Origin of the sequence: Flavobacterium sp. (genome assembly GCF_027531705.1) — a bacterium.
Taxonomy (GTDB): Bacteria; Bacteroidota; Bacteroidia; order Flavobacteriales; family Flavobacteriaceae; genus Flavobacterium.
On record NZ_JAPZSP010000021.1, the window covers coordinates 153,843 to 174,940 of the forward strand.

The window sequence follows — 21,098 nt, forward strand, 5'->3', positions numbered from 1 at the left end:
AGTTTATTATTATGTCTCACGAACACGTTTCTAATACAAAAAGAATTTGGCAAGTATTTGGTTTGCTATCTATAATAACAATTGTTGAAGTAGCATTTGGTATTTTCAAACCAGAAGCATTATTTATGACCAATTTCTTAGGAATGAATTTACTTAACTGGTTATTCATCATTCTTACTTTAGTAAAAGCTTATTATATCGTTTGGGCTTTCATGCACATGGAAGGTGAAACTTCAAGTTTAAGATGGTCAGTAGTTGGAACAGTAATTTTTCTAGTAATCTATTTACTGTTCATACTTCTTACTGAAGCAGATTATATTTATGGTATTTTCAAAAATTCTACCATTAAATGGAATTTTTAACAAGATATTAATTGTTTTTAAAGGTACGTTTTGCGTACCTTTTTTTATTTTTGTACATTAAATAACATAAGCTACTTCTAATGAAAAAAAACATAGTCCTTTTTATCCTTTTTATCCTTCCTATTGTAGCGTATTTGTTTTTTGCAACTGGAGTAAACTCATTTATGACATTGCCTGTATTAACAAAAAATGTAAATGAACTTGGCAATTGGAAATCTCTAAATGATGAAAAAGTAGTTCTAAAAGATAAAATAACGATTCTGGGTTTTGGCGGAAATTCTATTTTGAATCAAAAAGGAACTTATTTTAATTTGAATCAAAAAATTTATGATAAAAACAAAGCCTTCAAAGATTTTCAATCTGTAACAATTATGCCTTTAGGCTCAGAAAAACAAGTTGAAGAATTGGTTTCAAAATTAAAAACATTGAATACAATTGATAATTGGCATTTTGTTTTTGCTACTCCTAGTGAAATTCAAAAACATTATTTATCTCTAAAAATTAAAGAGGCTATTCAGACAGATTTGAGTGCAAAAAAAGTTTTTATAATTGACAAAAAATTAAATCTAAGAGGAAGAAAAGCTAAAACGTTTGTTGGAAGTAATAAAGATGATTATAAAGAAGGTTATGATGCTGCTTCGCCATCTGATTTGTATAATGAAATGGCAGATGATGTAAAAGTCATCTTAGCTGAATACAGACTAGCATTGAAACGAAATAACTCAAAAAGACAAATTTAAATTATGCTGAAAAATAAATCATATATCTGGATTTCGTTTATCGTTTTAATTTTTGGGATTATTGTTGTTCCAGAAATAATCAATCGTTTTAAAAACAATCAAGTTGTTGAAGGCGATAGATTAGACGCTGTAGATAACAATGGTACTTCAAACACTAACTTGATTGAAATTGGTCCAGCACCAAAATTTGAATTAACCAATCAAGACAATAAGAAAATTTCAAACAAAGAATATTTAGGTAAAGTATACGTTTTGGAGTTTTTCTTTTCAACTTGCCCAACTATTTGTCCAAAAATGAATAAAAGCATGATGGAAATTCAAAATAAATTCTTTGGAAACCCAAACTTTGGCATTGCATCCATAACTATCAATCCTGAAACCGATACAGCCGAAGTCTTAAAAAAACACGCTGATGAATTAGGAGTAAAATCTACCAATTGGCATTTTCTAACTGGTGATAAAACGTATATTTTTGAATTGGCAAATAAAGGCTTTAATTTGTATGCAGGAGAAAACAGCAAAGTCAATGGCGGATTTGAACATTCAGGTTTGTTTGCATTAATAGACAAAAAAGGAAACATTCGTTGCCGAAATGATGCCTACGGAAATCCAATTTTATACTACGATGGATTAGACAAAAAAGGCGTACAAGCCATTCAACAAGATATAGCAATTTTACTAAGAGAATAAAAATGGAAGAAAATAAAAATTTAGAAAAAAAGTTTAGTTTACCAATTACAATTGTATCTATCTTAATTCCAATTGTGGTGGCAATATTGCTTACAGTTCGATTAAAAGATTTTGGAATCAATGTTGAGCCGCTTCCTTTTTTACCACCAATTTATGCAGTTATTAACGCAATTACAGCTGTTGTTTTAGTAGTTGGTGTTTGGGCTATCAAAAACGGTAAAAGAAAATTACACCAACAATTAATGACTACAGCAATTGCATTATCACTTGCTTTCTTAGTATTATATATTGCGTATCATTTAACAACGGATGCAACGAAATTTGGCGGAGAAGGAATGGTTAGATACGTTTATTTTTTCTTACTGTTAACGCATATTTTATTGTCAATTGCTGTTGTACCAATGGTTTTGATAACATATGTAAGAGCGTTGTCTGAGCAATTTGATAGACACAAAAAAATTGCTAAAATTACATTTCCAATTTGGTTATACGTGGCAATTTCGGGTGTTGTTGTATATTTAATGATTGCACCTTACTATGTACACTAAAATCCTGAATCCTGAATCCAAAATTTCAAATTTTCTAATTGGAATTTTTATTTTCTTAATTGGAGTTTCTTCCAATGCACAATGTGCCATGTGTAGAGCGTCTTTGCAAGGTGATCAAAATGTGGCAAAAGCTGAAGCTGTAAACGACGGAATTGTTTACCTAATGATTATTCCGTATGTGCTAGTTGGTGCTATTGGTTATTATATTTTTAGAATGTATAAGAAGAAAGAATGAGTAAAACTATCATCTAATTAAAACTTCAACACAAAAGTAGTACCTTGACCAATACTAGAATCTACACTAATCTCACAATCAATAGCTTTTGCTAAATCACGAATTAGGTGCAGCCCCAATCCCGACTTAATACCAACTACTTCTTTATCGTCGTATAATGCTTTGAATTGATCTGAATTCGCACCTGGACCATTATCTGTAATCGATAAATAGGAAATACCATTTTCTTTCCATGCTTTCCAAATTATAGTTGGATTTTGTGTTGTAGAAAAGACATTTATTGCATTACTAGTTAAATTTCTAACTATAGTCTTTAAGTAGTTTTCATCTGTAAAAATGGAAATTGCATCAAAATTATGGTATTCGAATTTAATTTTGTGATAACCAGAAAATACTTTTTTTGTATCTTCAAATAAATCATTGACTTCAAACATTTTAGCTTGTGGTTTGAAATTTTCCATTTGCCCTTTACTCCAAAGTAAAATATCTTCCATTGATGAAAGTAAGTTTTCGGCACCTGAAATGGTTTTGTTTTGCATTCTGTTTTTGGTTTCTTCATCAAGTAATTCTGGATTGTCTTTTTGAAGATGTAAAAAATGAATTAAGTTAGCAACTGGTCCACGCAAATCATGGTTTAAGATGCTAAAAAATCTTGTTTTGGTTTTGTTCGCTTGGTCTAATTCTATATTTAATTGTTGTAGTTTTTCGTTTGTTTTTTTACGATTTCTACTTTGATAAAATAATAAACCTCCAATTATAGCAAATAATCCAATTCCGAATATGTAAAACCATTTTTGTTTTTCTTTTGCTTGAAGTTCAAGTTGGTTAATTTTAAGTTGCTTTTCTTTTACTTCTATTGTTCTTTTATCTTCAATATTTTTGATGGTTTCTTTGTTATCTTGATTAAATACTGAATCATTGTAAGCTTTTGATAATTCTAATGCAGAAAGTGCTTCTTTAAAATTATTTTGGTTTTTTTCTAATTCATAAATTGAAGAATAATCCATGCTTAAATTCTGCAAATCGTTATTTTCTTTATTTAATGCAATGGATTTTGTATAGTATTCAAGTGCTTTTAAGTAAAACGCTTTTCTTTTACTTAAATCAGAATTTGTTATTGCTTTTATTTGATATACATCACCAATTCTACTGTATGATCCTGATATGTTGTGTGGATCGCCAAATTCGTTGTTTAACTCTAATTGTTTTAAGAATATTGATAATGCTTTGTCATACTCTTTTCTTTCAAAATAAACGCGACCTCTTACACCAATACAAGATATTTTATTCATCAAATTACCTAGTTTATCATCAAGTAATTCGGCTTTTTGTATGAATTTTAAACATTTGTCATAATTTTTTAATTCAAAATAACACAATCCTATATTATGTAGTCTTAAGTTATCGTCCTCTTTAAATCCATTTTTACCTGGAATGGCTAATGCTTTTTTCTGAAATTGTATAGATTTATTAAATTCGTTTGTATCATAATATACAGAACCAATATTGGAAAGTATTTTGGCTTGAATGATTTTATCATTACTATTTTCGGCAAACTTTAACCCTTTGAAATATAGTTTTAAGGCTTCTGGATAATTAGATTGTTTAGCTTCTATAACACCAAGTCCAGAATAAGAAACCCCTATCTTGGCATTGTCTTTTGAATTTTTTATTATAAAATTAAAATTATCTTGAGCTTGCTTATAATCGGAGGTAATTAAATAAAAATAACCTAAGTTTCTTTTGGCATTTATTATTCCATCGAGATAGTTTGTTTTTTTTGCAAATTCAAGTGCTTTTGTTGCATTATCGAGATTTTTTTTGGGGTCAATAAATTTATATTCGTAAGCAATCTGATTAAGAATATCTATCTTTTCTTTCTCGGTTTTAATTTTTGGTAATTTTTTTTCTAATGAATCAATTATAAATTCACTATTTACTTGACCATTTGACAAGAAAGAAATAAAAAAGACTAAAAAAACAAAATTTCTCATAAACTCAAATTCTCTTTATAACTTCTTCCAATTGGAATTAGCATTCCATTATTGAGCAAAAGTTCGTTGTTCATTTTTTTATCAATGTATTGTTTTTGAACTGCAAAACTTCGATGGATTCTAACAAATGATTGAAAATGAGGTTCTTTTAACAAATTACCAATACTTGTTAATACGCAATGTCTTTTGTTAGAAGTGACAATTTTGGTGTAATCTTTTAAAGCTTCAAGATACAAAATGTCATGAAGTTTCACTTTAGTTTCTGTATGTCCTTCTTTTATATAAATCACGTCGCCACCAATAGTCGATTCAAACAATTGTGCTTTCAATTTTAACTCCATATAATCTTCTATTTTACTCATAGTTTGAGTAAATCGATCCATTTTTATGGGTTTTACAATAAAATCTAAAGTATCCAATTCAAAACTTTCAACAGCATGCTCTGGATGGGCTGTTATGTAGATACAAACAGGTATTTCCATTGCTTTTTTGCGAAAATCCAACCCGTTAAGCGAGGGCATATCAATATCTAAAAAAAGAATATCAATTTTTTCTTTTTCAAGTAATGGTAGAGCATCTTCAGCATTTTCAAAGACGCCAATAATCTTCAAATTCGAAAATCTTTTGGCATAAGAAATAACCGTAAGTCGGTCTATTTCGTCGTCATCGATAATAATACAGTTGAAAGGATTCATTTGGCTCAAAAGTTTCCCAAATATAGAAATATTTTAATAAAAATGTTGTCTGTCTATTTAAAATGTTATTGGTCTATTTCCTTTTTACTGTTTTACTAAAAAAATAGAGTTTTACTAAAAAAAACTATGAATTTCAAAATTTTATTTCAAAAAAAATATACTGTAGTACTATTTTACTTTTCTATAATTGTTACGACATACTCACAATCTAAAACAGATTGTAATACCATTTTTGTTTGCATTTCAAAAGAAAATTATGAGCAGTTATTTCAAAACTCGTTTGTAAAAGACACACTTTTTCTTTGCAAAGAAAATTCAACGACGACCACAACGGATTCTTATACAGGAAAGTACTTATTAGGAGAATTTGGCACAATAGAATTTATTCAACCATCTGAAAATATAAACTTTGGAGATATGTTGAACGATATTGGGATTGAATTTAAAACTAGAAGGAAAGGTGATTTAATTCAATTAAAAAATAAAACAACTCCAAATAAATGCGTAATTAAAGGTATTAATATAAATGAGTCTGACAAGAATTATCTGTGGTATAGTGAGCTTAAATTAGTTAAGCACCCCACTAATTTTGAAATTTCAATATTAGAATACAGTCAAGATTATCTCGAAATGCTAGGGTTTACAAATGATGAAATAAATCAAGAAATTACTCCAACCTATTATAATAAAGTTGTTTATAACAACAAAAAATATCCTAGAAAATTCAAATCATTCAAATCCGTTTCCGTAGAAGTAAACTCAGAAGGTAAAAAGTATTTAAAACAAATAGCTAAAGAATTTAATTGTAAAAATTTGAAAAACGCAATAGTTTGGAATGGTTTTACAATTCATTATAAATTGAATAATAAACTACAAAAAATGATTTTAAAAAATATTGAAATCAATTTAACTGAAAAATTAGCTTCTAAAAACATTTTAATTTCTCCAGATATTTTATTATCAATAACAGATACTACTGCTAACTTAAAATTCAATTAATCATGAAAACAAAATTTCTATTATCGCTTTTATTTATTGTTCAAATTACAACAGCGCAAAAAAATTGGTTTACTACTTATTCTGATTCTATTAAGCTTGTTAAAGATGCTCAGATAATTACCAAATCATTTACCAACGACATCAAAAAAAATAAACCGGACCTTGCATTCAATATTAAAACAGTATTGCATACTACTCCTTATTTGATTTATTTTTATAAAGATGCAGCCAACATTCCGCTTTGGCAACAAGTTATTCCAGAACAAAAGAAATTCTTTGCTGAAATTGCTGGTAATGAAGAGGAAGGCAAAAGATTTTTCGGATTATTTTTTAATGGATTTTATCTGCCACACGAATTGGGACACGCCTATGAATTTGTACTAAAAGGCGAAACGATTGGTTCTTATGAAGGTGAATATTTTGCCAATACAGTAGCCATGCTATGGTGGAAAAAACACCATAGAACAAAAGAATTAAAACAATGTTATGAAGCAGCCAAAAAAATGTGGGCAAAACTACCAAATCCTGTCCCAGCAGGTACAACTATTGAAGCGTATTTCAGTAAAAATTATGAAGAAGCATCAGCAAATCCTTATATATATGGATATATGCAATTCAAACAGTTTATTGAAATTTATGAAGACCAGAACTTACCTGATTTTGATACGTTTATTAAAAAACAATAGCGGTCTGTCTATTTAAAAAGGCGTTCGTCTATTAGTCAATGTTTGGCTTGGATTTTAAAATGACATTTGCATTGTAATCTTAAAATCTAAGCAATCATGAAAAAAACACTACTCTACATTACCTCATTAATTGCATTTGTTGGAAATGCTCAACTAGTTAACAAAGCTCTTATTGTTCCAGAATTCAATAATGGAAAAATTAAAACCTATTTGCCATCATCAGCTACAACTATCGCTGCTAATACTAGCTATACAATAGATTTAGCCACACTACCTAATGGATTGAATACGGCAGCAAGTCCAAATTGTACCGCTATGTTTGGAAATGATTTGTTTGTAACTATTACTGGTGCTAATCAGCGTATTTATAAATTTCCAGAGTATGGAACAAATCCAACAAATGCCATTACCAATGTGTCTCAAGTTGCAAATTTTAGTAGTGACTATGTAGGATTAGCATTTGATGTCACAGGGAATTTATATGTTTCGGAAGGCACTTGGGGAAACACCACTATTTTTAAATATACAGTTGCATCTAATTATGCTACTCGAATTGATTTGGGAAATGGAGGCGTTACGTCATATTTTGCTAACATTGCTTTTGATGCAAGCGGTAATATGTGGGCTTCAGATTATTGGAACAACCGAATTATTGCCATTAATGTAGCCGATTTGAATACAGTATCTGCACCATTTCGTTCCTTTTATACCAATAGTATCTCATGGAATATTGGCGGACACAGCAATAATTTGAATGGCACTTTACAATCCAAAGTAATAACTACAGCATTTTCGCAACCCGAAGGATTAGCCTTTGATACCAACGGAAAATTGTGGGTAGCCAATAACAACGATTCTGCTGCTAATGCTGCACCAACACTGGTTTGTATTTCGGCACCACAACAAGCAGCAATTTTGGCACTAGCTCCAAACGGAAGTATGAATGCCGATCCTAATATGACCAATAGCATTAATGGTTTTCATATTTGGAACTTGCCAACAGCCAATCCAGTAGTTGTAGGTACAGGACAACTTGGTGGCTTACAAATAGACAAAGCTATCAATAGAATTTATGTAAATGATGAAAACAATGCAGCAGGAATGTGGTTTGATATTGCTTCTATAAGCTTAATTGCAGATAATTTTAACACCTATAAATTAAACATTACCTCAACCAATCCAGGTAATGGTGGGATATTTTTGGCAGCATCAAATCAAATGCAAATTTTAGGGAACGAGAATTTTGAAGCCAAAGCTAACATTGCTGTTTATCCTAATCCATCTGTTGGCAATTTTAGTATTACTAATTCTGAAAGCATAAAAACCGTAAGAGCTTTCGATTTATTAGGAAAAGAAGTTAATGTGAATTCTATTTCAAATAATCTGTTTTCTATTGAAAATAAAGGAATATATTTCTTAAAAGTTATATTCCAAAATGGAGAGGAAATTAGTAGCAAAATAAGTATAAACTAACTCAAAACATGAAAACAAGCAATCCCAAAATAATAGGATTAGTGATGTTGGTAGTTGGACTGGGAATCATTTGCTTTTGGGGTTATAGTTTATTCAAATTAACAACTTATCCTTTTACAGGAAATACAGCAGAAGCCAAAATTATTGGTTATAAAGTTAGTGCTAACGGTGCTAGGATGGTAAAAAATGATTCTTCATCTAATAAGCTATTCGCTGCAAGAAGTCCTTTTTTTGAGTTTACAACTAATAACAAAAACATAAAAACATACAGCAAATCTCCTCAGCTGATCACCTTTTTCAATTATATAATTGGAGATAACGTAACTGTGGCATTCCCAAATAACGAACCTGAAAAAGCAGTTATCGTTTCCTGGAAAGAAATCCCAGGATTACTACTTATGATTAGCATCGGTTTACTATGCGTTGTAGTAGGAAAAAGTTATTTATTTAACAAATAAGTTGTCTGTCTATTCAAAATGTTGTTGGTCTATTTGCTGTTTTACGACCATGGGTGTAACAATACCTTTGCTTCATAAACCATAAAATACATATAATATGAAAACATTTTTTTTAATCTTATTTACTTCGTTCGTTCTTATTTCTTGTTCGAAAGATAACGACGACCCAGTAGTAACTCCTAATCCAACCGATTTTAAATCAATTCTTACTAACGGAAATTCAAAAGAATGGATTGTAAACGATTGTATGACACCATACTTTTATCCATCACCATTAGCCGTAAGAACCATTTGGACTTTCAAAAATGATAATACTGGAAATATTGCTAGTTATGGTGGCCTTGTATATGCAAACTTTACTTGGACTTACAATGTAAACAGTAAAGTATTGACCTACATCGATAGTGAAGATAATGAAGTTACTAGTGTTTATGTTATCGATTTTAATGGTGATGCTATTAATGCGTCTAAAATTGAAACTTTTTCAGGAGCAAACTTTATATGGAGTTTTTCAACCGCTGAAATAGGCTGTGCAGTTGGATTTTCAAGAAAATAAATATCAAAACCTTTTAATATTAACATGAAAAAAACAATCTTATCATTCGCAATTATTTTCTCGCTTTTCTCTTGTAGTAAAGATGATGATGAAGTTGTACCTCAACCTCAAGCATTTACATATGGTTCAGTTACAGGGATGAGTACAGGAACTACATCTTCTGCAGGAACTACTTCACCTGCAGGATATACATGGAGTGAAGTGAAAACACCTCAAAGCTCTTGGGGAATTAATGGAGTAATGAATGACCGCATGCTTACAGATGATTTTCAGATTCCAGCAGGTGAAAAATGGAATATTCAAAACTTTTATTTTTACGCATATCAGACTAATTTTTCGGGAGCAACATTTCCTGTAAATGAGTTTTATTTTGAAATATATTCTTTTGACCCTGCTATTGCAGGAGCAACAAAAGTGTATGGTGATTTAACGACAAACCGATTCGTTTCTGCTGAAGAAACAAAGTGGTACAGAATTTTGCAAGCACAAACTGTTGATGCTACAAGAAAAATTTACAAAATGAAAATTCAGGCTACAGATCTTAATCTTAGTGCAGGAACATACTGGATAAAATGGGGATCAAAAACGTCTACAGGAACTCATTTTTACCCTCAGTTTCCTCATGATGCCTCCAAAGTAAACAATGCACAACAGTTTATAGTTGCTTCTTCTACATGGTTCGATTTAAATGATGGAGGACAAAGAGTAAGTTTCCCATTCGAAATTTCAGGAACTAAACTGCCCAATTAAATAAACCAAATCACAAAAACCATTCTGAATTTCAGGATGGTTTTTGGACCAACACCAACAGGAAATCCAAAATACGACCCTATTTGGGCAATTGATAAATATAATTATTTAACCAACTTAATTTTATGACCCAGGTAGCACTTATTTTTCAATTGCTCCAACTGGGAATGTTTCAATGACTAAAATGTATTACTAAAATTTAAAAATCATGAAAAAAACAATCTTCTTATTCGCAATTATTTTCTCGCTTTTCTCTTGTAGTAAAGATGATGAGCCAACACCAGTGCCAGTTGTACCCGAATTAACTTTTACTAAAACAGAAAAAATAGTAACAGCTCCAATTCGAAATATAAGTTCTTTTTGGTGGGCAATTATGGATAAAAATGGATCAACCGAAGAGCTTTTCTATATTCACAACCACGATAACACTGCAACAGTTACTGAAAAAGGAATGATGGAATATAATCTAGCAACCAATACTTTTACTGACAAAGCAAAATCTAGCAATGTTGTGGCTGCTGGTTATATGTCTAATTTTACCGATGGCAACGGTGGATTTTATTATATATCAAATGAATTTAATTTTTATAATAAAACAACTAACAGTTGGACAAGTTATGCAGCAGGTTCACCAGAATTTCCAAATAGTGTTTATGCAAATCACGGAGAATCGAAAGGATGTACTATCAGAAGCGTAGGAAAAGTTTTTTATATAGGTGGACGTACCGCATGCAAAACTGTAAAATACTTTAATTGGACAAACAATACTTGGAACTTTGCAGCCGATTATCCATTAACAATTTCAGGTGGACCAGCAGTAGCAACTGATACTAAAGATATTTATGCTTTGGGTGGATATTTAGGAAGTAGCGTTTCTAGTAAAAAATTCTACAAACTAGATGTTGCTACCAATACATGGATAACCCTGCCTGAAGCACCAGTAGCACCAATGTTAAATGATGAAAGAAACAGTATTATTTATTTAAAAAAGCGAATTATATTTTTAGGAGAAGATAAATTGCTTCATATTTTTAACACCGAAACTAATACTTGGCAAACCAATACCATCGACCCAGCAATACCTGTCAATGTGAGTGGTTGGGTAGATGCCCATTTAGATACCAATCCAAATGCGACTACTGGAAAATTTTATATTTTGTATAGAAAAGCCAATTCAACACTCGGTATTCAAGAATATCAATAACACAATAAACCTCAAAGGTTTATAAAAAAACCTTTGAGGTTTAAAATCTAAAAACAACTTAAAAATGAAAAAAACAATCTTCTTATTCGCAATTATTTTCTCGCTTTTCTCTTGTAGTAAAGACGATGAAACAACTAAAAATGAACCAACATTATCAGGAACCGTAACATACACCATAAACGGACAAAACTACACTTCAAACACTTTTAGTGCAGCACTTTTAGGTGGAAAATTTGCTGGCGCTACAGACGAGGGTACACAAGGCAGAAGTTTTGATGTTAAAATTGGAGACTCTGAAAATATTGAATTAACAGCAAATAATCAACAACCCATAACAGTGCTTTTTTATCCCAACGGCGTAAATTATGGCCGAGCAAGAAGCAATAGCGGCGTAAAGTTGACTATAATAAGCTGGGATGGAACAACTCTAAAAGGAAGTTTTTCAGGAAATGTATATAAAAATGGGGATTATACCAACGGACCAGTAAGCGTTTCAGGTAGTTTTGAAACCAACAGCATATTTAGATATTAATTAAACTTTCTAAAAGAATCAAAATGAAAACTCAACTTATAAAGCAAATACTATTTTTTGTAATAACTTTTCAATTAGGAAGTTGTCAAACTAAAAAAGCGACCGTAGATTCTACCATAACAGAAAAGAAAATAGAAAAAAAAGAATCAAAATATGCTGAAGGTAAAATGATCAACGGCACGTACTTTATTATTAATGCAAGCGAAAATTTAGCATTAGAGCCTTATCAAAGACAATACAACTCATTAACCGATTTGAACCTCGCAAAACTAGACAATTCGGCGATACAAAAATGGGTAGTAAAAGAAAATATAAATGCCAAAACTAAAAAACCAAATGGGACTTTTTCAATTTATTTATTTGTAGATGAAACCAATGCCATTGCCAATAAATACAACAATCCTAGACTAGGGAAAACAAAAGAATATCCCAAAGATAGTTTTGTTATAGAATATAATGAAGCTGAAAAATCTTATATAATCAAAAGCAGCTCTGCCAAAGGCGATTGTATGGGTAAAAAAGACGGACGATTTGCCAAATACATTCCAAACGATGGGAGCAAAGTAGTTTTATGGAAATTTTTAAAAACCGAATAATAGTATGAAAAATCAACTTTTACTTCTAATTACTATACTTTTTTTTTCTTGTTCAAAAAATGATGAGGAAATTAAACAAACACCTACAAACAATACATATAGGTTGATAAAAACTCAAGATACTTACGGAACGCTTTCTTACATTTATAATGCAGATGGTAATTTATCTAAAATAAATGCAGACGGATTATTTACTGCAGGAACATCAAAGGATTATAACTATTCCAACAAGCAATTAATTACTATGGAAAGTGCTACTTATAAAACTACTTATAGCTATCTATCAAATGGTAAAATAGATGAAATATTGGAAGAAAATAAAGTAATCCTTGGAAACTCTAACAAAACAAAATATGCTTACGATGCTCAAGGAGTTTTATATAGTGCTTCCTATTATTCAAAAAACACGTTAATAAGTCCGTGGGTGTTTAGCCATATTGCCTATTATACATTTTCTGCCAATAAAATTCAGGTGAACACTAATGCTTGGAACAATAATAATGAGTTTTATTATTTAGACACTAATGGAAATATTTCAAGAGTAGAAAGAATGACAGTCGGTGCAAGTGGAACAACAACTTATAAATCACGTGAAGAAATAAATATCTATGATGATAAGCACAACACCGAAGTCGTTTTACCTTATCCGCAAGAGGGTTTTGGCGAAAAATTACGCAGCAAAAATAATTTAAGCTATAAAATCATAAAAACGTATGATGAAAACGGAAATGTTTTGGACACTTCGGTTAATGAAAACACATTCGAATACAATAATGACGGTTATGTAACCAAGATAAATAATGTAATTTACACATTAGAAAAATATTAATATTATGAGACATTTTTTTACAAAAATATTTTCAGTACTAATCGTTGTAATGCTTTTTTCTTGTTCCAAAAATGAGGAAGAAAAAGATGCAAAGATACCCGAAAGCAATTCAGGCAGAATAACCTATACTATGCTTGGACAAACATTTACAACAACCGATTTTATAATTGTTGCAATCAGTAATTATAAATTCAAATGGATTTCCGATAAAAATTTTACAAACAAAATTGGAGATCGAACTCCAATCGATTTTGTAGTTGGAGCAACCGATAATAATCAAAATGCCACATTTACTCCAAACGGTGTAACTTACTCCTGTGAAAAAATAATGAAAGTAACCATAGATTATTATGATGGTAAAATAGTAAAAGGAAGTTTTACTGGAAACGTTTATTTAAACGGAGTAACAACTAATCCAGCAAATCCAGTTACTGGAACTTTTGAAAGTAATCTTTAATTTAAAAAAAAGTCATGAAAAAATCAATCTTATTATTAGTAATTATTTTCTCTTTCTTCTCTTGTAGTAAAAATGAGGAAACAGCCAACGGAACACCGGCACCACCAGCAATAACTAATAAAGTAGTAACTGCAGGAAATTACAATTTTAAATATAAAGTTTTTTATCAAGAAATACAAAACGCTACTAATAGAAAAGGACTAATAATACTTGCAGTGGGAGATGGCGGTAATGAAAATGATGCCACACTAAACGAGCAATGTGCAGCCTTGGCACAAGAGGGTTATGTTGCTGTAACAACCACATACAGAAGTTTAGACACAGGGTTAACTTGGGATCAACAAGGGGCACAATTTAAACAAGATATGCTATTTGTTGCTTCAAATACGCAAATTGAATATACAGGAATCAATCAGTCTAACACTATTCTTGGTGGGCTTTCTCGTGGAGGAAATATGACAATGGCACTTATCTTACCAAATCAATTTGCAGGAACAACACCATTTACTAGTATAAAAGGCGCAATTCTTCAATGTGCTGGCGGTGATACCTGGAAGGGTTCTGCAGTACAATTTCCAGTTGCTTACATGAGTAATAAAGTAGATAATATTATGGGAGTTGCAAATGCAAATGATTTTAAAACTGGCTTGGCTTCAAACCCGAATCCAAATATCAGTTCACAAAGCGAATGTTTAATTTATGATTCATCAGGTCATTGTGCAGACATAAGTGGCAATAAAGCTTTTATTATAAAGAAAGTAAAAGAATGGATACCTTAATTTTTCTATAAAACAATTTGCTTATATTTTAAAGTTAACATAAAAAAGGTTGATAGTAATGTCAAGCTTTTTTATGTTAACTTCAACACAAAAGTAGTCCCTTGACCAATCCTAGAATCCACACTAATCTCACAATCAATCGCTTTTGCTAAATCACGAATTAAGTGCAAACCCAATCCTGACTTAATTCCGACTACTTCTTTATCGTCGTACAATGCTTTAAATTGTTCATCTGACGCACCTTTTCCGTTATCTGAAATGGATAAATAAGATATTTCATTTTCTTGCCAAGCTTTCCAAATAATGGTTGGGTTTTCAATTTCATTTAAGGCTTTTATGGCATTTCCAGTTAAGTTTCTGATGATTGTTTTTAAATAATTTTCATCTGTATTTATTTGAATAGCATCTTTATTTTCAAAGGAAATTTGTACTTTTTCTTCACTAGAAAAATGACTTTTAGTATCTTCAAATAATGAATATATAGCAACTTTTTTTGGTTGAGGTTTAAAGTTTTCCATTTGGCTTTTGCTCCATTGCAAAATATCTTCCATTGAATTCAGCAAGTTTTCGGCTCCAGCCATAGTTTTATCTTGCATGCGTTTTGTACTTTCTTCATCAAGTAGTTCGGGACTTTCTTTTTGAAGTTGTAAAAAGAAAACCAAGTTTGCAACTGGACCACGCAAATCATGATTTAAAATACTAAAAAATCTAGTTTTGGCTTTGTTTGCCTCATCTAATTCGGTGTTTTTTAAATCTAAATTTTCATTTAAAAGTTGTAGTTTTTCATTGGTTATTCTTCTATTTCTACTTTGGTAAAAAAGTAAACTTCCAATAATTGCTAGTAGAAAAAGTCCTGCAATGAAGTAATATTTTTGTTTGTTAGCTGTATCTAGTTGAAGATTTTTAAACTTATTTTGTGTAGAAAGTGCTTTTATTTCTTGCTCTTTTTTTTCGGTTTGGTATTTGCGAAGCAAGTCTTCGGTATTCTCTAATGTTTTTATTTTAAAGATTGAATCTTTTGCACTTTCGGCATCAACTTTATAGGCAAAAGCTCTTTTATAATCGCCTTTTAGTTCATATAAATCGGCAAGTGATTGATTGGCTGAATAGGAAAACTCAGCATCTTCTAATTCTTTAGCAATTGCTAATGCTTCTTGATAATGTTTTTCGGCTAGTTCATATTTTTTCTGAGCAAAATATAAATCGCCTAAATTGGAACAAACTATTTTTATAGTCTGGTTGGCTTCTAAATCTCTACTATAGATTTCTGCTTTTTTTAGATATTTTTCAGCACTACTATAATCGTTTTCTTTTTGGTATAATCTTCCCAAATTAATTAATAAGTCGCTCTCCAATAATTTATAATTGGCTTTTTCAGCATAAAGCAATCCTTTTTTGAAATAATTAATTGCTTCTCTATTTTTATTCAAATATTCTTTTACATTACCAATTCGATTGTAACCAATAGCTATTCCTGAATTATCTTTAAGATCGGTTTCAATATCCAACGCTTTTTGGTAATAACGAAGTGATTCTTTATACTTTTTATAAAATTTTAAATTGTCTCCAACTTGCGCATAAGGTGCCGATTTTAATGGGTTTAAATTATTTTTTTCTTGAAAACTTATTAACTCAATTGCATATTTGGTCGCATTTTCTCTATCACCCATTTGATCGTAGATAAGTCCAATGTTATTTAATGAATTTTGGTATATTTTTTTTGGTAGTTTGTATTTTTTAATAATTTCGTTACACTTTTTAAAATACTCCATCGCTTTTTCTGGGTTTTGCTTTGAGTATTCTATAACACCTTTCATGTTGGTTGATTTATAAAAACCAGTTCCATAATTCAGTTTGGAAGACAAGACTTCCATTTGCCGAATTAGTTCGTTTACTTTTTCATAATTTCCTTCTTGAATAAGTAAAAATGCATAATCATTTAAGGCAAGTACATAAGTAGAGTCTTTAGGTTTGGTATTGAGAAAAGTCTTTAACGAATCTATTGATTGGGGAATTTGACCCATCAACAAATTAAATGAAAGCAGGAAAAAGAGTAGTCTGATTTTCATACTACAAAATTCAAGTTATCCTTAAAACTTCTACCAACTGGAATAGAAACATTGTTTTTCAATTCAATTTCTTGGCTTCCAATTTTTTGTATAAATTGTTTCTGAACTGCAAAACTTCTATGAATTCTAATAAAAGATTGAAATTTTTCTTCTAATAAAATTTCACCTAAGTTTGATAAAACACAATGTCTTTTTCCTTCGGTTACCAAAATGGTATAGTTTTTTAAAGCTTCTAGATATAGAATTTCATGAAGTTTAACTTTAATTTGATCGTGACCGGTTTTTACATAAACGGCATCGCCACCAATGGAAGACTCAAATAAATTGGCTTTCAAACGCACTTCCATAAACTCTTCAATACGTTTAACAGTTTGTTCAAATCTTGGAAACTTAAATGGTTTTACAATAAAATCAAGCGTTTGTAATTCAAACGTTTCTGCAGCACTTTCAGAATGAGATGAAATGAAAACGCAAACAGGAATTTCTAAAGCTTTTTTGCGTAATTCAATTCCGGAAGCACCTTTTAATTCAATATCTAAAAAAGCAACTTCAATAATATTCTTCTCTAAAAAAACAAGTGCTTTTTCTGCCGAATCAAAAACACCAACAATATTTAAAGTTGAAAACCTTTTGGCATAAGACACAACGGCAAGTTTGTCCATTTCGTCATCGTCAACAATAATGCAGTCAAAAGGTTTCATTATAAGCTGGTTTGATTTTCAAATATAAGATAATTTATCTAAAAATGAACATTCGTGTATTTATTCTGTCGTTCGTCCTTTTTAGGTTTCAAGAGATTTTAAACTACGGCATCTTTGTCGTGTAAAAAACTTTAATCCTTTAAAAACAAAAATTATGAAAACAATTAAAACAACATTAACCTTTTTATTTCTATTTATTGTTAGCATTTCTTGCAACAAGGATAATGAAGAAACTACTCCCACACCAACAACTCCAACTGCATTTAATCCTAATGATTATTCGGAATATGTAACGTGTAAAGTTGGCGATTTTAGCTTTAATACTGGAAATAATACTGGAAACACATCAAGTATTGTGGCTTTTAAAGCCGGGTCTACACTTTATTTAGATTCGTCAGACGGGAATTTTGTTTCAAGTTCAACAGCACCAATGGAAATTAATTTTCAATTAAAAAATTTCGACCTCATTACCCCAAAATCGTATGAAGTATCAGGTACGTTTCCAACAGAAATATTAAAACATAAACATGTTGATGGTGATAATTATGATACAAACAATGGAATAAATACTACTCCGCAAAATAATGCAATTACTATTACCAAAATTGAAGATGGATTTTATTTTGGTACATTCAATTTTACCACATATAAAATTGTCAATCGCGCAACAACGCTTCAAGTTACTCAAGGTCATTTTAAATTTAAATTATAATTATAAAATCATGAAATCACTAAAAATACTACTCATACTTACTTTTGTATCACTTTTTGCAATTTCTTGTAGCAAAGATAACGATGAGCAAGTTATAGAGCCAAAAGCGCCAGTTTATTTATTATCAAAAATAACCTATTCGGCAACGCAAAACACAAAATATTTTTATGACGAAAATAACAAATTGATAAATGAAGAATCGACTAATAACAACGGTTCTGTTTTTAGAAAAACATTTAAATATAATAACAGCGGAAAAATAACAGAAAATCTTCAAGTACCAATCACTGGCAATAGTACTGCTATAGAAAAACTAACCTATTTGTACGATTCACAAAATCGACTTATTGAAAGAAAACTGTTTACTGCAACAACAAGTGCGCCTGATGAATTTGCTCTTGATTATACTGAAATTTATAGTTACAATGCAACGAATATAGAATATAAATATAAAGACGGAAACAGCACATTTGCGACAAATCGTGTAATCTTTGATTTGGATCCAAGCGGTAATTTTATAACTGCAACTGGCTACAGAAACTTAACTGCTTTGGATCAAGTTGGTATTTTAGATTACAAAAGTACAAGTGAATATGACAATAAAAAAAATCCGCTACAAAACTTGCCCGACGAATATGTTTTTCTTGAAAAAACAAAAAACAATAGAATAAAAAGCACGACACCACAATTTAACCCATCGGTTGCAACAATAACCTATGAGTACAATCAAGACGGTTATCCAACAAAAAGTATTTCTGGAAATAGAACAACCACATTCGAATATAACATTAAATAAAAACTACTTAAATTATTATGAAAAAAATTATACTTCTATTAGGGATTTTCTTGATTTCATTTACAACAAATGCGCAATGTTACTCTCAAATTGAGTCTGGCGATAATTATATTGTTGCCATAAAAACTGACGGTACACTTTGGGCTTGGGGTCAAAACAATTCGGGGCAGCTTGGTGATGGTACCACTATCAATAAAAATGTTCCAACACAAATTGGTAGTACTAACGATTGGGACAGAATTTCGGTTGGAAGCGACCATACCATTGCCATAAAAACCAACGGAACTATCTGGGGTTGGGGCAATAACTCTTTTTCTAAAATTGGGTTTGTTTCTTCGGGTTCGGTTTTAACTCCAACTCAAATAGGTACTGCCACCAATTGGGATTTTGTTTCAGCAGGCTCTAATCATACAATGGCTATAAAAACCGATGGAACACTTTGGGCATGGGGACGAAATTTCAATGGTCAATTGGGCGACGGTACAACAACAACCCGAACCACACCAACTCAAATTGGCACAGCCACCAACTGGCAAGAAGTTGCCGCAGGAAATGCGCATACAATTGCTATACGTTCAGCAAATACGCTTTGGGGTTGGGGACAAGCAGGATCTGTTGGCGATGGCACTAATGCACAAAAAAATGCACCTGTTCAAATTGGTACTGCAAACAATTGGGCACAACCATTTGCAAATGGATCTGCAATGGCGAGAAGAACCGATGGTACACTTTGGGCTTGGGGCAACAATGGTTATGGGCAACTAGGTATTGGCTCAAATACAAATCAACTCAATCCAGTTCAAGTTGGTACCTCAAACAATTGGCTCAATATTTCAATGGGATTTGGTCATACTTTGGCCGTAAACACTAGCAATACTTTGTATGGTTGGGGTTGGAACGCAGCTGGGCAATTGGGAGATGGTACTATTATCGACAAGAATTTTCCAATAATTATTAGTCAAAATGCTCTAAAAATAGCAGCAGGAACGTATCAAAACATTGCAATATTGAGTAATACGCAAACCTACACTTGGGGAAACAATCAGTACGGGCAAATTGGCAATGGTATCACAGCGGCGACAGCAACTCCAGTGGCGCCAACATCTATAAATTGCCCTACATCTTTGGCTAACGCAAGTTTTGAAAACATAGTACTTTCAGTATTCCCAAATCCTTCCAATGGTATTTTTACAATCAACACGTTAGAAAATAATTTTAAAATAGTTGCTTTTGATGTTTTAGGAAAAGAAGTTGCCCTCCAAACAATTTCTGAAAATCAATTTTCAATAAATAATAAAGGTATATTCTTCTTGAAAATCATCTCGGATAATGGAAAAATTAGTAATCACAAAATAGTTATAGAATAATGAAAACTATAAAATCAATACTCGCTATTATTCTATCACTTTTTGCAACTTCTTGTAGTAAAGATGAGGCAATAACGTCAACTCCAATTGAAGAAAAATGGGAATTTACTAAAATGGTCAATGTCAATTCAGATAATTCAGAAGGGACTTTGTCCATAGATTTTTATCAAAAAAGAGGCAATCAGTGGCGTGTGGTACAAATGGAACCAGACGATTATACCAAGTTCTACCTAAAAGCAATAAAAACTCCAAATGTAGCTAACTTTCCTGTGACAAACAGTAATGCGTTTATGACTGTAAATCCTTATTTTTTTGAGCCAACAAGTAATTCAGTATATTTTAAAGGAAATACAAATTGGATTTTGGGCGATTTGCCAACCTTTGGCTCATTTTCTTCTTTCTCGACAATGACTCCAGATATGCCTTCAAGCAGTAATCAAATTAGTAAATTTCAAGGAGCCACTTTTTCCAAAGAAATGCCTTATAATAATGATGCTCGAAACGACACCTACCTTTTTTATGATTTTGCAAACCAAAAATATACTTATTATGGCACAAGAACTGGTACAGATTTAATCTTAGAAAATCGATCTATGCCCACTATTTGCAGTAATTGCAATGGAGTAAATTGGTCGGAGATTGATGCTGTTACTTGCACTAAAGCCGTGACATCAGCAACCGCAATTTATTACTTTTTCGATTTTGATGCTGGAAAAATGTATATTCTTCACCGAGAAGGATTAGATACCAATAATCCTCATTTTTTAGCAAATTATGAAACCTTAAATTTTTCTGAATCATTTAAAGGAAAATTTGGAACACCAGAGGCAAATACAGCGTTTGATTTCGCTAAATAAAATTAATTTAATT

At 31.1% G+C, this 21,098-nt stretch carries 25 protein-coding genes; 21 read left to right on the forward strand and 4 right to left on the reverse strand.

The features are described from left to right. Positions 1-11: 11 nt before the first annotated feature. The 5 genes from O9267_RS09270 to O9267_RS09290 all read left to right on the forward strand — a co-directional run bounded on the left by O9267_RS09270 (position 12) and on the right by O9267_RS09290 (position 2,575). Entirely contained in the window at positions 12-362 is a 351-nt protein-coding gene (locus O9267_RS09270; protein ID WP_298178462.1) for a cytochrome C oxidase subunit IV family protein, read from the forward strand. Positions 363-442: 80 nt separating this feature from the next. After that, positions 443-1,102: a hypothetical protein gene (locus O9267_RS09275; RefSeq protein ID WP_298178465.1), complete on the forward strand. Its 660-nt coding sequence runs from the start codon at positions 443-445 to the stop codon at positions 1,100-1,102. Between the two features lie 3 nt (positions 1,103-1,105). Continuing rightward, positions 1,106-1,792 carry an SCO family protein gene (locus O9267_RS09280; RefSeq protein ID WP_298178467.1) on the forward strand — a complete coding sequence of 229 codons (687 nt, stop codon included), beginning with the start codon at positions 1,106-1,108 and terminating at the stop codon, positions 1,790-1,792. A 2-nt stretch (positions 1,793-1,794) separates the two neighbouring features. Next, on the forward strand, positions 1,795-2,340 hold the full coding sequence (locus O9267_RS09285; protein WP_298178470.1) for a DUF420 domain-containing protein: 546 nt from the start codon (positions 1,795-1,797) through the stop codon (positions 2,338-2,340). After that, the gene (locus O9267_RS09290; RefSeq protein ID WP_298178472.1) at positions 2,330-2,575 is read left to right on the forward strand and encodes a hypothetical protein; all 246 of its coding nucleotides are present in this window, start codon (positions 2,330-2,332) and stop codon (positions 2,573-2,575) included. Before O9267_RS09285 ends, O9267_RS09290 begins: the two co-directional genes overlap by 11 nt. A gap of 17 nt (positions 2,576-2,592) precedes the next feature. Here O9267_RS09290 and O9267_RS09295 read toward each other — a convergent pair whose 3' ends face one another. After that, positions 2,593-4,569 carry a tetratricopeptide repeat-containing sensor histidine kinase gene (locus tag O9267_RS09295; protein ID WP_298178474.1) on the reverse strand — a complete coding sequence of 659 codons (1,977 nt, stop codon included), beginning with the start codon at positions 4,567-4,569 and terminating at the stop codon, positions 2,593-2,595. Further along, on the reverse strand, positions 4,566-5,264 hold the full coding sequence (locus tag O9267_RS09300; RefSeq protein WP_298178477.1) for a LytTR family DNA-binding domain-containing protein: 699 nt from the start codon (positions 5,262-5,264) through the stop codon (positions 4,566-4,568). The genes O9267_RS09295 and O9267_RS09300 overlap by 4 nt, the downstream gene beginning before the upstream one ends. A gap of 126 nt (positions 5,265-5,390) precedes the next feature. Between O9267_RS09300 and O9267_RS09305 the strand changes: the two genes are divergently transcribed. From O9267_RS09305 to O9267_RS09360, 12 genes are all read left to right on the forward strand, one after another. After that, positions 5,391-6,263, forward strand: coding sequence for a DUF5829 family protein (locus O9267_RS09305; RefSeq protein ID WP_298178480.1), 873 nt, complete (start codon positions 5,391-5,393; stop codon positions 6,261-6,263). Positions 6,264-6,265: 2 nt separating this feature from the next. After that, positions 6,266-6,949: a hypothetical protein gene (locus O9267_RS09310; protein WP_298178483.1), complete on the forward strand. Its 684-nt coding sequence runs from the start codon at positions 6,266-6,268 to the stop codon at positions 6,947-6,949. A 96-nt stretch (positions 6,950-7,045) separates the two neighbouring features. After that, complete coding sequence (locus tag O9267_RS09315; RefSeq protein ID WP_298178486.1) at positions 7,046-8,422, forward strand: T9SS type A sorting domain-containing protein; 1,377 nt, start codon at positions 7,046-7,048, stop codon at positions 8,420-8,422. An 8-nt stretch (positions 8,423-8,430) separates the two neighbouring features. After that, entirely contained in the window at positions 8,431-8,880 is a 450-nt protein-coding gene (locus O9267_RS09320; RefSeq protein WP_298178489.1) for a DUF3592 domain-containing protein, read from the forward strand. 97 nt (positions 8,881-8,977) lie between these two features. After that, positions 8,978-9,436, forward strand: a complete 459-nt coding sequence (locus O9267_RS09325) for a hypothetical protein (protein WP_298178492.1) — start codon at positions 8,978-8,980, stop codon at positions 9,434-9,436. Positions 9,437-9,460: 24 nt separating this feature from the next. Next, a complete protein-coding gene (locus O9267_RS09330) occupies positions 9,461-10,186 on the forward strand; it encodes a hypothetical protein (RefSeq protein ID WP_298178497.1) in 726 nt (241 codons plus the stop codon). A 208-nt stretch (positions 10,187-10,394) separates the two neighbouring features. Then, positions 10,395-11,390: a kelch repeat-containing protein gene (locus O9267_RS09335; protein WP_298178500.1), complete on the forward strand. Its 996-nt coding sequence runs from the start codon at positions 10,395-10,397 to the stop codon at positions 11,388-11,390. 64 nt (positions 11,391-11,454) lie between these two features. After that, complete coding sequence (locus O9267_RS09340) at positions 11,455-11,922, forward strand: hypothetical protein (protein ID WP_298178503.1); 468 nt, start codon at positions 11,455-11,457, stop codon at positions 11,920-11,922. A 23-nt stretch (positions 11,923-11,945) separates the two neighbouring features. After that, positions 11,946-12,518, forward strand: a complete 573-nt coding sequence (locus O9267_RS09345) for a hypothetical protein (protein ID WP_298178505.1) — start codon at positions 11,946-11,948, stop codon at positions 12,516-12,518. Positions 12,519-12,522: 4 nt separating this feature from the next. Beyond that, complete coding sequence (locus O9267_RS09350) at positions 12,523-13,347, forward strand: hypothetical protein (protein WP_298178507.1); 825 nt, start codon at positions 12,523-12,525, stop codon at positions 13,345-13,347. Between the two features lie 4 nt (positions 13,348-13,351). Continuing rightward, positions 13,352-13,804 carry a hypothetical protein gene (locus O9267_RS09355; RefSeq protein ID WP_298178510.1) on the forward strand — a complete coding sequence of 151 codons (453 nt, stop codon included), beginning with the start codon at positions 13,352-13,354 and terminating at the stop codon, positions 13,802-13,804. A gap of 14 nt (positions 13,805-13,818) precedes the next feature. Beyond that, entirely contained in the window at positions 13,819-14,583 is a 765-nt protein-coding gene (locus O9267_RS09360) for a hypothetical protein (RefSeq protein ID WP_298178512.1), read from the forward strand. A 71-nt stretch (positions 14,584-14,654) separates the two neighbouring features. On the opposite strand, the gene O9267_RS09365 is transcribed toward O9267_RS09360, so the two are convergent. Beyond that, positions 14,655-16,652: a tetratricopeptide repeat-containing sensor histidine kinase gene (locus O9267_RS09365; RefSeq protein ID WP_298178515.1), complete on the reverse strand. Its 1,998-nt coding sequence runs from the start codon at positions 16,650-16,652 to the stop codon at positions 14,655-14,657. Further along, positions 16,649-17,353, reverse strand: a complete 705-nt coding sequence (locus O9267_RS09370) for a LytTR family DNA-binding domain-containing protein (RefSeq protein ID WP_298178517.1) — start codon at positions 17,351-17,353, stop codon at positions 16,649-16,651. Before O9267_RS09370 ends, O9267_RS09365 begins: the two co-directional genes overlap by 4 nt. 154 nt (positions 17,354-17,507) lie before the next feature. Between O9267_RS09370 and O9267_RS09375 the strand changes: the two genes are divergently transcribed. Genes O9267_RS09375 through O9267_RS09390 form a run of 4 tightly spaced genes read left to right on the forward strand, consistent with a single transcriptional unit; the run spans position 17,508 to position 21,085 of the window. Further along, positions 17,508-18,065 carry a hypothetical protein gene (locus O9267_RS09375; protein WP_298178523.1) on the forward strand — a complete coding sequence of 186 codons (558 nt, stop codon included), beginning with the start codon at positions 17,508-17,510 and terminating at the stop codon, positions 18,063-18,065. A gap of 10 nt (positions 18,066-18,075) precedes the next feature. After that, complete coding sequence (locus O9267_RS09380) at positions 18,076-18,861, forward strand: hypothetical protein (protein WP_298178526.1); 786 nt, start codon at positions 18,076-18,078, stop codon at positions 18,859-18,861. Positions 18,862-18,878: 17 nt separating this feature from the next. Further along, positions 18,879-20,228, forward strand: a complete 1,350-nt coding sequence (locus O9267_RS09385; protein WP_298178529.1) for a T9SS type A sorting domain-containing protein — start codon at positions 18,879-18,881, stop codon at positions 20,226-20,228. Then, positions 20,228-21,085, forward strand: coding sequence for a hypothetical protein (locus O9267_RS09390; protein WP_298178532.1), 858 nt, complete (start codon positions 20,228-20,230; stop codon positions 21,083-21,085). Before O9267_RS09385 ends, O9267_RS09390 begins: the two co-directional genes overlap by 1 nt. The last annotated feature ends 13 nt before the right edge of the window (positions 21,086-21,098 follow it).

Bases quoted from the DNA above. Each gene is read 5' to 3' on its own strand.
- O9267_RS09270 (WP_298178462.1), top strand. From the start codon at position 12: ATGTCTCACGAACACGTTTCTAATACAAAAAGAATTTGGCAAGTATTT.
- O9267_RS09275 (WP_298178465.1), top strand. From the start codon at position 443: ATGAAAAAAAACATAGTCCTTTTTATCCTTTTTATCCTTCCTATTGTA.
- O9267_RS09280 (WP_298178467.1), top strand. From the start codon at position 1,106: ATGCTGAAAAATAAATCATATATCTGGATTTCGTTTATCGTTTTAATT.
- O9267_RS09285 (WP_298178470.1), top strand. From the start codon at position 1,795: ATGGAAGAAAATAAAAATTTAGAAAAAAAGTTTAGTTTACCAATTACA.
- O9267_RS09290 (WP_298178472.1), top strand. From the start codon at position 2,330: ATGTACACTAAAATCCTGAATCCTGAATCCAAAATTTCAAATTTTCTA.
- O9267_RS09295 (WP_298178474.1), bottom strand. From the start codon at position 4,569: ATGAGAAATTTTGTTTTTTTAGTCTTTTTTATTTCTTTCTTGTCAAAT.
- O9267_RS09300 (WP_298178477.1), bottom strand. From the start codon at position 5,264: ATGAATCCTTTCAACTGTATTATTATCGATGACGACGAAATAGACCGA.
- O9267_RS09305 (WP_298178480.1), top strand. From the start codon at position 5,391: ATGAATTTCAAAATTTTATTTCAAAAAAAATATACTGTAGTACTATTT.
- O9267_RS09310 (WP_298178483.1), top strand. From the start codon at position 6,266: ATGAAAACAAAATTTCTATTATCGCTTTTATTTATTGTTCAAATTACA.
- O9267_RS09315 (WP_298178486.1), top strand. From the start codon at position 7,046: ATGAAAAAAACACTACTCTACATTACCTCATTAATTGCATTTGTTGGA.
- O9267_RS09320 (WP_298178489.1), top strand. From the start codon at position 8,431: ATGAAAACAAGCAATCCCAAAATAATAGGATTAGTGATGTTGGTAGTT.
- O9267_RS09325 (WP_298178492.1), top strand. From the start codon at position 8,978: ATGAAAACATTTTTTTTAATCTTATTTACTTCGTTCGTTCTTATTTCT.
- O9267_RS09330 (WP_298178497.1), top strand. From the start codon at position 9,461: ATGAAAAAAACAATCTTATCATTCGCAATTATTTTCTCGCTTTTCTCT.
- O9267_RS09335 (WP_298178500.1), top strand. From the start codon at position 10,395: ATGAAAAAAACAATCTTCTTATTCGCAATTATTTTCTCGCTTTTCTCT.
- O9267_RS09340 (WP_298178503.1), top strand. From the start codon at position 11,455: ATGAAAAAAACAATCTTCTTATTCGCAATTATTTTCTCGCTTTTCTCT.
- O9267_RS09345 (WP_298178505.1), top strand. From the start codon at position 11,946: ATGAAAACTCAACTTATAAAGCAAATACTATTTTTTGTAATAACTTTT.
- O9267_RS09350 (WP_298178507.1), top strand. From the start codon at position 12,523: ATGAAAAATCAACTTTTACTTCTAATTACTATACTTTTTTTTTCTTGT.
- O9267_RS09355 (WP_298178510.1), top strand. From the start codon at position 13,352: ATGAGACATTTTTTTACAAAAATATTTTCAGTACTAATCGTTGTAATG.
- O9267_RS09360 (WP_298178512.1), top strand. From the start codon at position 13,819: ATGAAAAAATCAATCTTATTATTAGTAATTATTTTCTCTTTCTTCTCT.
- O9267_RS09365 (WP_298178515.1), bottom strand. From the start codon at position 16,652: ATGAAAATCAGACTACTCTTTTTCCTGCTTTCATTTAATTTGTTGATG.
- O9267_RS09370 (WP_298178517.1), bottom strand. From the start codon at position 17,353: ATGAAACCTTTTGACTGCATTATTGTTGACGATGACGAAATGGACAAA.
- O9267_RS09375 (WP_298178523.1), top strand. From the start codon at position 17,508: ATGAAAACAATTAAAACAACATTAACCTTTTTATTTCTATTTATTGTT.
- O9267_RS09380 (WP_298178526.1), top strand. From the start codon at position 18,076: ATGAAATCACTAAAAATACTACTCATACTTACTTTTGTATCACTTTTT.
- O9267_RS09385 (WP_298178529.1), top strand. From the start codon at position 18,879: ATGAAAAAAATTATACTTCTATTAGGGATTTTCTTGATTTCATTTACA.
- O9267_RS09390 (WP_298178532.1), top strand. From the start codon at position 20,228: ATGAAAACTATAAAATCAATACTCGCTATTATTCTATCACTTTTTGCA.